We start from the raw sequence: 12,135 nt of genomic DNA, 5'->3' as shown, positions 1-12,135 counted from the left end.
TACTCTTCTCCAAAAGGGACCATCATCCCTTCTCCTCGAGGGCCGGCTTTTAGCCGGCCTTTTTTTTGGGAAAGCCCGGTTATAACCCTGACAGGGATAGGATTTTCGCCTCTATATATCGCAAAAAGCACCCGATAAGGATATATAACAATGGCAATGTCTTAGGAGAATACAGTGAAAGAATTGGAGAATGATTTAAAGCGACAACTAAATATTATGTTTAGTTACAGAAAATAGTACGAAGGGCGGTGAGGATCTCAAGAAGTTTGCGATCAGCAATACTGTAGAAAATCTGGTTGGCCTCCCGTCTGAATTCCAGAAGCCCTTTATCCCTCATTTTTGCAAGGTGCTGTGAAAGGTTTGATTGGCTAGCGCCGGTAACTTTCATCAGTTCCTGTACGTTTTTTTCGCCATCTACAAGAGCACACATGACACGCAATCGTGATTCATGGGCCAGGGTTTTCAAGCAAGTTGCCGCTTCCCTGATCTTCAAATCCTTAAGAAGTGCTTCGGAGTCAGTCATAATTATATATTTTATCCTTGAACGAATCTAAAGATACTAGTCCGTGTTAATAATTGTCCTTAGAACTTTTTGATACGGAAACATAATTATGCGAACACCCGACAAAAATCAAGCAAAAAGAAAAGCAAATCATCCTACTTTATGGTGTCAGGTTAAAAAGTACTTAATACACATAATGCACGTCAGGCTGTAACCCTCTTGAATCAATACGCTTTTTCCATACTTAGCCTTTCATGTAACGCCCATCAAAAATTTCACTTTTCTGGAATTTATTTTTTAACAAGGATTAATAAATGTTAGGAAGCCTTTAAAAATACCATGGGATTTTTTCAGCAAATAAATTGGAATCACAAAATATTTACCAGAAGCAGTTTTCTCTGTTTAGCGTACCGAAGCAAAAAATATGACTTTCAAGAAGACAACATAAAAAGACCCGCATTCCACATGGATATACGAGTCTTTTCTAAGGAAAAAGGTAACCTGCTTAGCCCTGCAGAAGGTTCATCACGCTGGATTCTTTCACCTTGTTTGCTTGCGACAACGCGAAAATATTGGCTTTAAGCAAAAGGCGGAAATTTGAAAAAGTTGCAGATTCATCGGCGAAATCAACATCAGCAATGGTTGACTCTGCTGCCGCTGCATTGACAAATGAGTTTGATAAATTTGAAATGGACGACCTCAGTTGATTCTGTGTTGAACCCAGGCCAGACCTTTCCGAGTTAAGCTGGCTTAGCGCTTCATCAATTGCAGTAATGGCATCCTGGGCTCCCTCAAAGGTAGTAACATTAAGTTCTGAAAGATTCCCTCCTCCCAGTTGATCTGGTGTGACCGATCCGATACTCACAGAAATGGTTTCCCCGGAAGTTGCCCCCACCTGAAAATTCTTGTCGGTAAATTGCCCGGAGAGAAGTATCTGGCCGTTGTAAGACGTATTCCGGGAAATATCGTTCAGCGTTGAAACCGATCTGTTGATGCCGGCCTGCAAGGCCCTTCGTGAATCAACGGACTGGCTGTCCGAGGAGGCCTGGAGAGCTTTAACCCGCATTTCCTGAAGAATGTTGCTCATTTCACCGAGGGCACCATCGGCTGTCTGCACGATTGAAATCGCATCAGTGGCATTTCTGACAGCTTGTCCGAATCCGCGTTTCTGGCTTTCCAGCGCATTGGCAATGGACATACCGGATGAATCATCAGCTGCCTGGTTAATTCTTCTGCCGGAAGAAAGCCTTTCCAGTGATTTGGTGAAGGCCTGATAATTTTCCTGGAGACGGTTAAAGCTGAACAGCGCCGAAGTGTTGGAATTAATTTTCATGGTCATGTTCACCCTCCTTTGCTGGTATGAAACTTCCTTTTGTTCGTGAAGCAAACGCAAGGAACCCGTTAAAGGCGATCAGGAAAATGAAAGCTGAAACGATCAGAAGAAACGGCAGCACAGCAGTCATGACGTATTGGTTTCAGACCCGGTGCTTTGCGCCCTTACCTTTCAACAGGTTTGCCTCTTTCAATCTAACGTTGACACTCAATCATACGACGTAAGTCATTGTGAAGTCAAATTCATACTGGACTCGTTGATAAACAGGAGAAACGAGACTTCGAAAAGTCGCGTCAGCAAAAAGTCCGCCACATAAAGTCAACCACTATCGACTGAAAGTCGATAGCTTGGGCACAGAGTTACAGAGGCACAAAGTGAAAAAATTCTTCTCCCAAAGAACTCCTTTTAAAACTTTGTCCCTCTGTCCCTTTGCCCCTGGATAACCAACACATCCAATCAGTAATTATCGCCGTCAAGCATCCGGCCAATCCCACCAAGAACTGAGCCTTCTCCCTTGCTGCGTCCTGACACAGAGGGCGCATGCTGCAATATGCGATCCGCCATCCTTGAAAATGGCAGACTCTGCAGATACACTTCACCTGATCCTTTTAAGGTTGCAAGAAACATCCCCTCACCGCCAAAGAACATCGACTTCAACCCGCCTGCCTGTTCAATGCTGTAATCAATTCCCGGTGAAAAGGCAACGATGCAACCCGTATCAACCCGAATGATTTCATTGTTGAGCTTTTTCCTGATAACTGTGCCGCCGGCATGGACAAAGGCCATGCCATCGCCCCTTAACCGCTGGAGGATGAAACCCTCACCGCCGAAAAATCCGGCGCCCAGACGTTGCGTAAAAGCAATGCCAACCTCAGTTCCCAGCGCCGCGCAGAGAAAAGCATCTTTCTGGCAATAAAGCTCGCCGCCGATTCCACCCAGATCAAGGGCAATTATTTTGCCGGGATAAGGCGCGGCAAAGGCCACCCGCTTTTTTCCAGCTCCCTTGTTGGTGAAATGGGTCAGGAATATGGATTCGCCGGCGAGCACCCGCTTGCCGACGCCCATGAGTTTACTCATGAACCCCGCATCAGGCATGGAGCCGTCCCCCATTTTTGCTTCAAAAGCGATTCCATCATCCATGTAATTCATTGCCCCGGCCTCGGCGATCACCGTTTCACCCGGATCCAGTTCAATTTCGACGATCTGCATATCATCGCCGATTATTTCATAATCAACTTCATGACATCGCATGATAAATCCTCCTACGTGATATATTCTTTGAAACCAAGAATTCTGATTTAATTTTTTACCAGCCTCACAATCGTTTCCATATGATGGGTCTGGGGGAACATATCAACCACCTGCAAACGATCAACTATGTACCCGAAATCCCGAAGCAATCCAAGATCCCGTGCCAGCGTTGACGGATCACATGATATATAGATAAGCATGCCTGCGCCGATTTTTTCAAGAAAAGGAATGACTTCATTACATCCCTCCCGCGGCGGGTCGAGCAGAATCGTCTCGAACCGTTCATTGTTTTCATATAATTTCTTTACGGCTTCAACAGCTGTCATCTTATCAAATCTGCAATTTTCCAGGCCCGCAATCAGGGCATTTCTTTTGGCGCTTCGCACTGATGATCGCTGCAGGTCCATACCAATGACTTCAGCCGCTTTCCCGGCAAGAGGCAGAGAGAAATTACCCATGCCGCAGAAAAGGTCGAGGATCCTCGCATCAGGCCCGGGATCAGTCCATTCAAGAAGGATTTTCACGAGATTATCATTCTGCTCTAAATTCACCTGGCAAAACCCTCCGGGTTCCAGGGTCATCTCCAATGTTTGAGATCCGGCAGCAGCGCCTGAAACTTTAAAATGCACCAGAGAATCAAAAACAGCCGCTTCCCCCATCCTGCCTTGAGAATCCATCAATCCAAAGTCCGCAACAGAAAAAAGAATGTTTTTGAGAACCGGCGTATTCCGCATCAACTGCTCAGCGTGATTCCTGTCCTGAGGACGCGGTTTTCTCTGATAATGCAGAAGCAGGATTACTTTTTCATCCACCGGACTCAGGATAAACTCAACACTTTGCGTCTGATTTAGAAGTTCCTGGAAATGCTCTGAGTCGCCTACTTCGGATAACGCCTGATTAATTTCGATCCCGGCCAGTGGACACCGGTCAACCGGTACAACTTTATGGGAACGGATTTGATAATACCCGGGCCGTGATGTTTTCGGATCAACCTGCAGCCGTATTCTTTGTCTGTAGCCAAAGGTCTTCGGAGATGGAAGTATCGGTCCGTTGATTATCCTTTGAATGTCCTGGTAATTCCCCACCCCCCCGCGAACCAGAAGATCCCTGACAATAGCGTCTTTCAAGACGAGCTGATAATCATATACGACATGCTGCAGATCACAGCCGCCGCATTTCCCGAAAAGAGGACACTGGGGAATCACCCGGAAAGGCGACGGAGTGAAAATTTCCAGACATTCGGCTTCGAGGTAATCCTTGTGCCTCTTGATGATCCGGAACCTGATTTCTTCTTCAGGTAAAACCTTGGGCGCCAAAACCACCATGCCGCTGTCAAGATGCCCCAGCCCCATGCCTCCGGCAATAACCTTTTCGATGATGACAATATTTTTCGGATCAGGTTTCATAACTCGACAAATGTACACTCAGTCAATATTTTTGAACACATTTTTAATGGGAGCTTTGAGCAGGCGATCATCGCGGCAGATAGTGTGCTTAAGGTTCCGGAAAGACAGGTATGTGACAAACTCCCTTCTCCATTTCAATTCAAGCTCGGTCCTGAAATAAGCAGTTCTTGAATGACATAAAACGCATTAATTTGGCTTAAATAAGGATTAATGGCGGTTTTCTTGTTTTCTCCTGTTTACGAGTAAAACCGTTTCGGTTATAATCTCCGGTTTCGTACAAAATACATAAACAAACAACACCTTTATTGAAAGCCCTTTGTCCGCAATATTCACTGACAGCTTATCTGTAACGAACAAAGGTCAATAACCCCAATCCCCTGCAGGAGAAGTATCATGTTGTATTCAGCTTTGCAGGGTCAGGAGGAATAGATGGACCTGACATTTGAGTCAAAAATTTTCGAAACCGAAACAATCCAGCTTGCCGAAACCGAAGAGACCATTGTTCGCGGCGGTCGGGACAAATTTCATTTACTTACTGAAGCTTTTGCCGGAATCAAGCAGATCGGCGTCATTGGCTGGGGTTCTCAGGGACCGGCCCAGGCACAGAACCTTCGCGATTCTCTGGAAGGAACTTCAATCAAAGTAAAAATCGGCCTTCGCGCAGGAAGTTCATCCATGGCCGGAGCCAGGGAAGCCGGATTCACCGAAGATAACGGCACCCTTGGTGAAATGTGGCAGGTAGTCCGCGAATCTGACATGGTCATGCTGCTGATCTCCGATGCCGCGCAGATCGAACATTACAAGGAAGTTTTCGCCAACATGAAAGATGGCGCGACCCTGGGCCTTTCGCACGGATTTCTTCTGGGTCATCTCCAGAGTGTCGGGGAATATTTTCCGAAAAGCATGAATGTCATCGGCGTCTGCCCTAAAGGCATGGGACCGTCCGTCCGCAGACTCTATGTTCAAGGCAAGGAGGTAAACGGTGCAGGGATAAACTCAAGCTTTGCCGTGGAACAGGATATCGATGGCCGCGCAACCGACCAGGCTATTGCATGGGCAATTGCCGTCGGCGCACCCTATCTCTTCAAAACCACCCTTGAGAATGAATACAAAAGCGACATCTTCGGAGAACGCAGCATCCTTCTGGGCGCAGTACACGGTATCGTTGAAGCGCTCTACCGCCGATATATCCTGGAAAAAGGCATGAGTGAGGCAGAGGCTTTTGTCGCCTCCGTTGAAGTCGTTACCGGACCTTTGAGCAAGACCATTTCCCATGAGGGAATCCTTGCGGTGTATAATAAGCTCGAAGGCGAAGACAAGAAAATATTTGAAAAAATTTACTCACATACTTACGGCCCGGCCTTTGACCAGCTTCTGGAGATTTATGACGAAGTCGCAAGCGGCAATGAGATCAGAAGCGTCTACATGGCTGGACAACGCTTTTCACGATTCCCCATGGGAAAAATCGACGGCACCCGCATGTGGCAGGTTGGTGAAAAGGTTCGCGCCGCCCGCACCGATGCGCCGGTAAAATTAGATCCCTTTACTGCAGGAGTTTATTGCGCAACCATGATGGCCCAGATCGATCTGCTCATTGAAAAGGGACATTGCTTAAGCGAGGTCTGCAACGAGTCAGTCATCGAAGCGGTTGATTCATTGAATCCGTACATGCATTATAAAGGCGTTGCCTTCATGGTTGACAACTGCTCAACCACCGCACGCCTCGGCACCCGTAAATGGGGCCCGCGTTTTGATTACATCATCTGCCAGCAGGCTTTTGTGGATTACGATCAGGGCAAGGATGCCGATGTACGACTGATCAACGGGCTTAAAAATCACAAAATCCATCAGGCCCTTGCCACTTGCGCCACCATGCGCCCGGCAGTTGATATTTCAGTTATCGGCTGATTTAGCACAAATTCCATTTTTTAAGCTGCAAAGACAATGGCCGTTCGGGGATACCCCGAACGGCCATTGTCTTTGCAACCCACCGACAGATATTATTTCTCCACGTGACAAGAAGCAATAATCAGGAACCACAGATATCTTCTTCCGGCATAGAGTGATTCTTGAAAAAATCTCTTCTGCAGACAGAAAGCAGCGGTTTTTAAAAATACTAGTTATTGTTTTGAGTCAAAAACTTAAATCTCTTTTCCGTATCACTTACCTCGGGAAAATCATCTGACATATCCAACGCTTTTTCAAATAATTTGCCGGCCATTTCCTGTTTATTCAATTTTTCAAGGAGGCAAAGGGAAGAGGCAAAAGGGGGAAGAAAGGGGTCAAATCTTTATCCTTGACAAATAACATGTTCGGTTTATATTAGGTAAATGGCGCGACCACTTCGAATCCAATATCCCGGAGCTGTTTATCATGTCACACATCGAGGCAACGAGCGTAAGCCTATCTTCAAAGATGATGCTGATCGAAATAAATTCCTCTCAATCATCAGCCTATCGGCAGAAACATATACCATCATCATTCACAGCTACGTGCTGATGAGCAATCATTTTCATCTTCTTGTAGAAACCCCACAAGGAAATCTTGCCGAATTCATGCGGCATTTTAATATCAGTTATACCTCATATTTCAACCGGCGCTATAAACGTAGCGGGAATCTGTATCAGGGCAGATACAAGAGCTTTCTCATTGAAAAGGAGGTTTATCTTGCCAGAGTTTCGCGTTATATCCACCTTAATCCGGTACGAATTCAGGAAATGGCGCGCAAACAGATTACCGAGCAATTGGAGTATTTGTTTACATATCCATGGAGTAGCCTTCCCGGTTTTGCCGCTCTTGGCAAACGGTTGAAATGTGTAGAATACGGGTATGTTCTTGAAGAATTCGGTGGAGATACAAAATCAGGCCGCAACCGGTTCAAAAAGCAAATCGAATCAGACTTACAGAAGGGGCTGAGGATCAGGGAAGATGTCGTTGGTCAGAGCATTTTAGGCAGTGCGCAATTTATTGAAGAAATGCGTGAAAAATTGCCCGAGAAAAAAGACCGTGAGAGGCCATCGGTCAGCAAAGTCCATAAACATAAAGCAAGAGGAGAATTACTTGAAATTATCTCGGAAATTACAGGGACGCCGCAGAAAAATATTATATCGCAAAAAGGAATACTTCGACATCTTGCCATGGACATTTTATACAGATTTGGCGGATTTACCAATCCGGAAATTGGTAAAATAATGGGCGTGGATTACAGTACCGTGAGCCAGGGAAGAAAACGATTGAGAGCCAAGGCCGGAAAAGACAAATCGATCAAAGCATTAGTGCAAAGGATCGAGGCGAAATGTCAAGGATAAAGATTTGACCCCTTAAGACCCCATCAAAGCATTAGTGCAAAGGATCGAGGCGAAATGTCAAGGATAAAGATTTGACCCCTTAAGACCCCGATTTGCCCCTTAAGACCCCGTGACAAGAAGCAATAATCAGGAACCGCGGATATTTTCTTCTGGCATAGAGTGATCCTTGAAAAAATCCCTTCTGCAGACAGAAGCCGCGGTTTTTAAAAATACTAGTTATTGTTTTGAGTCAAAACCTTAAATCTCTTTTCCGTATCACTTACCTCAGGAAAATCATCTGACATATCCAACGCTTTTTCAAATAATTTGCCGGCCATTTCCTGTTTATTCAATTTTTCATGAATCATGCCCAGATGATAAAGATTTGAAGGAGTGCCCCTGCCTGTCTCGGAAAAATATTTATAACTTTTCAAGGCATCACTGTATTTCCCCAGCCGATAATAAATCCAGCCCAGCGTATCCTGCATATTCATATCATCCGGTGCGGCTTTGATTCCTTTACGGGCATAGGTTAACGCCTCATCATATTTTTTTTTGTCTTCCGATAAAACCCAGGCCGCCTGGTTATATCCAATCGCAGAGTTAGGAGATTTTGCGATAATCTGCTCATATTTCCTGAGCGACTCATCTATCTTTCCGGAATTATAATATAAATCTGCAAGAGCCATAAGGGGCTTGATATTATTCCGGTCTATTTGACCAGCCTTTTCATACATAGAAATTGCCTGCGTATTTTCTGATTTACTGGCATGAATAGAGCCTAACTCCATAAACGCGGTAAACAAAGCAGGATGCCTGCCAATGACTTCCTGATAATAGGCCTTAGCCTTTTCAGTGTTTCCCAGCTTCATTTCAGCCCGGGCTTTGGTCATGAGAATAAAAGGATTCTTTGATTTTTTATCCAATGTAAGGACCTGTGCAAAAAGACCTTCCCGATACAAAATATTGGCCAAGGTTAGAGATGCCGGTTCAGATGGAACGCCTGAGTCGAAAAAATCTGCTGATTTAAAACCCGGCAAAGAAAATTCCGGAAACAATATTTTCGCCTTCTTGAATGTCTGATCCGCCTTTAAATAATTGTTTTCGGAAACAAAAATATCGGCTAAAGCCAGATAGCCAAGAAAATCATTGGGATCGGAGGTGTTGGCTCTTGATGCATATTGTTTAGCTTTTGAAAAATCGCCGTTATTATGGCTGATAAAGGCCGCTGCAATATTCAACTCTTTGGCTTTTGGCGTATTTCTCAGTGCATCGTCAAATCGTTTTTGGGCAATGTCATATTTTTTATTAACAAGGTCGACCAGACCTAAATAATAATCGGCGACAAAACTCTTTTCCGGATCAAACGCTTTGAGTTTTAAATAATTTTCCTGGGCCAGCTCAAAATTTCCCGTCTGGAGATTACAGCTGGCAAGAATTATATACATCCCTGCATTTTGCTTGTCCTTTTCTATTGCTTTCAGGGCATGCCCAATAGCTTTCGCACAATTATTTTCCGCTAAATAAATTCTTCCAAGATTCGCATCATCCTGATTTTTTTCATAATACTCACGAGCCTTGCGCAACTGCCCTCTGCCCTGATAGATCTTGGCAATCTCAGTGACAACCCAGGGAATTTCCTCTATTTTGCGAGACTGCTCATAATAATCCAAAGCTTTATAAAAGTGATTTTTAGTGGCATAGAAACTTGCAGCCGTGGCAAAAATTATCGCATTGTATTGAGGTTTGATTGCATGGACTTTTTTAACCTGATCGAGCATACCGCCCTCCTGCCCTTTCCCTAAATAGGCCAATGACAATAAAAGGTAGGCATTGAGATTTTCAGGATCATTTTTAAGCCAATTCTGCCCAAACTCTATGCTCTGATCAAATTTATTATCTTTAAGCAGCTTGAGTCCCTCTTCAAATTCCGGAGACTTTATCTCAATTGCCGAGGGCATTATAGGAATTGCCAATGCTGGTGAAACATTCAAAAGAGCAACAAGGATAAAACTGATCAATAGGCAAAAAAAGTTTCTGTCCATATTCCGACCCGAAGTTAAATGATTAAATGATAAAGCCTGGAATGAATTATTTCAGATATGCGACAAATGTACCATAACAGCCATACTAAAACAAAGGTGCCAAAAAAAAAAGCAGGGCGCATGCCCTGCTTTTTTTTCATACAATTAAATCAACAATTATTTATCTATTTTTTTCTCCTGATGCGTCGTGTCCCGGCAAGCCCGACAAGACCGGTACCAAACAGCAGCATGGTGGCAGGCTCAGGAACTGAAGGAACATCTGGATCATCTGGATCATCAACTGAAGCGATACCATTAACGACCAGACCCATGAAAAACACATTATCATCATTTGAAGGATTTAAAGTAGTAATGTTGAATGAAGTAGCACCAACAGTGAGCAGAGACGCTATATTATAAAGTTCATCATCAGAAGTCGCACTTGTTGCAGAAGCATAAGGACTGGGAAGAGCTGTAGAGTCGCCAACACCGCCAGCGGTAATCAAACCACCATTGCTAACTAAACCGTCATCCTGTCCGCCTGCGCTGGTGGTTAAACGATTTCCATCAATATCAACCTGTGTATACTGAGATGAAGGTTGATAACCAAAAGAGATGCCAAGAGACAAAATGGCATCCGACCCGTCATACGCACTCCCTAAATTCACATCAAATGACTCTCCGGTAGTTGCAAGTTCACCATCAAGAATTATCGCGGTCCTGACGGGATCCCCGGCAACGGAATACATGACGGCAAGAATTTCACCGTCAAGACCCCCGGTTTCCGTAACATTGAAATTATAGATTCCACCAACACCGTCATATTTGGTACTAACTATTGAAGTTACGTCCCAGCGATTCTCTGAAGCGTCATTTGCGTCTTTTACGCCGACATCAAGCCTGCTGCTGGCATTTGAAACCAAAGCATTGCCTTCAAACCAGACATTTTGCAATGGACTACTCCACACACTTGCAGAATAAAGATATGCCGCATAAATTGTTGCGCCTGCAGGTATTTCCGCCTGTACTTGTCCCTGAACATTGTCGTTAAGCCCAACAGCATCGATGCTCAAGCCTGCGCCTTCTGCGGTGTACGCTTGTAACGTCTGCATGGCTGCGTTTGCTGTGCCGGCAGCAAGAAATGCCAACACGGTAAAAATTAATGTCTTTTTCATAATCTTCTCCTTATGACTTTGAATTTATCTTGTAATATCTAGATCCACAAAATTCTTGAAAAAAAATGAATGAACCTCAAATGAAATTGTAATAATTTTTTTTGCAAAATACATGCCACCCATAACACCGGTGATAGTTTTCACTAATTCACACATGAATACGACAAGTTAAGCAAAATTAATGTTTTATTATATTCTTAATTATTATTCTTTTTCCGGAATTCCGGACCGAATTACCGGAAAACAATAAAAACTCGTTTGAATTACAAGGAATTCCCAAAAATGACTTTATTGAATTGGGATGAAATGAGGAAAGGAGTGGGTCCCAGAGGAAAACGTAATATTATCGAGCCAATAGCCAACCATCAGGATAATCCATTCAGCTTGATGGAGGCAGTTCGTTCGCTGATGCCTTTTTTGACTGCTTCGCGGTTATAGGCGGCAATCACATCGCGGCGCTTGAGCATGCCGACAACCCAGGGGTCATCTTCTGATTCCAATACCGGAATCTCTTCAACTTCCCCAAAAAAAAAGGCAGACCTTTTCAGGTCTGCCTTGATTCACTTATCAAACTATTACTAAATTATTTTCTCTTACCACGGATTCTCATACCAGCAAGTCCTGCCAGACAGGTTCCGAAAAGAAGCATGGTGGCTGGTTCAGGAACTGAAGCGGAATCAAGCCTGAGCGCTCCGCGTCCGCCACCAAATGGACTAACTGCGGAATATCCGGTAATGCTGTATGTCCCAGCCGCAAGCATCCACGATCCTGTACTCCAGCTGGCGTTAGCTGATGCTGCATCATAATCATCGCCAATAAAGCCGCCTATAACTGGTACTGAAGTCAAACCCAAACCAGTAAGACCATCAAAAACATCAAATTGGTCACCAGAATCAAATGCATCAGTAACTGTCAAAATCGCCGCACTATCAAGTGTGAAATCAAACCATACCTGGTCTCCAAATCCCGTATTATTCAGTGTCCAATGATCCCCGATATTACCAAAATAGAACTCCTCCCATCCAGAATCTGCTGTCAATGCGCTGGCATTCTGAGCAATACATACCGCCAGTATCAGGGAACATAAAACTGCTGTAATTTTTTTCATCTTCTCCTCCGTAATTTAGGTTTATACTTTTTCATATAATAAAAATATT

Annotated in this window: 9 protein-coding genes and 1 riboswitch; of the genes, 2 read left to right on the top strand and 7 right to left on the bottom strand. The window is 44.3% G+C overall.

All coding sequences use genetic code 11. The annotated features are described in order from the left end of the window. Positions 1-220 precede the first annotated feature (220 nt). The 4 genes from KKE17_07285 to rlmD form a co-directional block, all read right to left on the bottom strand. Positions 221-523, bottom strand: coding sequence for a metalloregulator ArsR/SmtB family transcription factor (locus KKE17_07285; protein ID MBU1709791.1), 303 nt, complete (start codon positions 521-523; stop codon positions 221-223). A 484-nt stretch (positions 524-1,007) separates the two neighbouring features. Further along, complete coding sequence (locus KKE17_07280) at positions 1,008-1,841, bottom strand: flagellin (GenBank protein ID MBU1709790.1); 834 nt, start codon at positions 1,839-1,841, stop codon at positions 1,008-1,010. 104 nt (positions 1,842-1,945) lie between these two features. Beyond that, positions 1,946-2,030, bottom strand: a riboswitch (cyclic di-GMP riboswitch). 261 nt (positions 2,031-2,291) lie between these two features. Further along, complete coding sequence (locus KKE17_07275; protein ID MBU1709789.1) at positions 2,292-3,086, bottom strand: TIGR00266 family protein; 795 nt, start codon at positions 3,084-3,086, stop codon at positions 2,292-2,294. A gap of 47 nt (positions 3,087-3,133) precedes the next feature. Further along, positions 3,134-4,492: a 23S rRNA (uracil(1939)-C(5))-methyltransferase RlmD gene (gene rlmD / locus KKE17_07270; protein MBU1709788.1), complete on the bottom strand. Its 1,359-nt coding sequence runs from the start codon at positions 4,490-4,492 to the stop codon at positions 3,134-3,136. A 429-nt stretch (positions 4,493-4,921) separates the two neighbouring features. Between rlmD and KKE17_07265 the strand changes: the two genes are divergently transcribed. Next, positions 4,922-6,400 (top strand): ketol-acid reductoisomerase, encoded by a 1,479-nt coding sequence (locus KKE17_07265; protein MBU1709787.1) that lies wholly within the window; start codon positions 4,922-4,924, stop codon positions 6,398-6,400. A 422-nt stretch (positions 6,401-6,822) separates the two neighbouring features. Continuing rightward, the gene (locus KKE17_07260; protein MBU1709786.1) at positions 6,823-7,800 is read left to right on the top strand and encodes a transposase; all 978 of its coding nucleotides are present in this window, start codon (positions 6,823-6,825) and stop codon (positions 7,798-7,800) included. Between the two features lie 212 nt (positions 7,801-8,012). Here the strand turns inward: KKE17_07260 and KKE17_07255 are convergent, their stop codons facing one another. The 3 genes from KKE17_07255 to KKE17_07245 form a co-directional block, all read right to left on the bottom strand. Beyond that, positions 8,013-9,740 (bottom strand): tetratricopeptide repeat protein, encoded by a 1,728-nt coding sequence (locus tag KKE17_07255; GenBank protein ID MBU1709785.1) that lies wholly within the window; start codon positions 9,738-9,740, stop codon positions 8,013-8,015. Positions 9,741-9,988: 248 nt separating this feature from the next. Continuing rightward, positions 9,989-10,978, bottom strand: a complete 990-nt coding sequence (locus tag KKE17_07250) for a PEP-CTERM sorting domain-containing protein (GenBank protein MBU1709784.1) — start codon at positions 10,976-10,978, stop codon at positions 9,989-9,991. Between the two features lie 583 nt (positions 10,979-11,561). Next, positions 11,562-12,086, bottom strand: coding sequence for a PEP-CTERM sorting domain-containing protein (locus KKE17_07245; GenBank protein ID MBU1709783.1), 525 nt, complete (start codon positions 12,084-12,086; stop codon positions 11,562-11,564). Between the last annotated feature and the right edge of the window lie 49 nt (positions 12,087-12,135).

The sequence above is a fragment of the Pseudomonadota bacterium genome (genome assembly GCA_018823135.1).
Lineage (GTDB): Bacteria > Desulfobacterota > Desulfobulbia > Desulfobulbales > CALZHT01 > JAHJJF01.
Note: the sequence above shows the minus strand (reverse complement) of the source record. Positions and strands in the feature narration are given on the sequence as shown.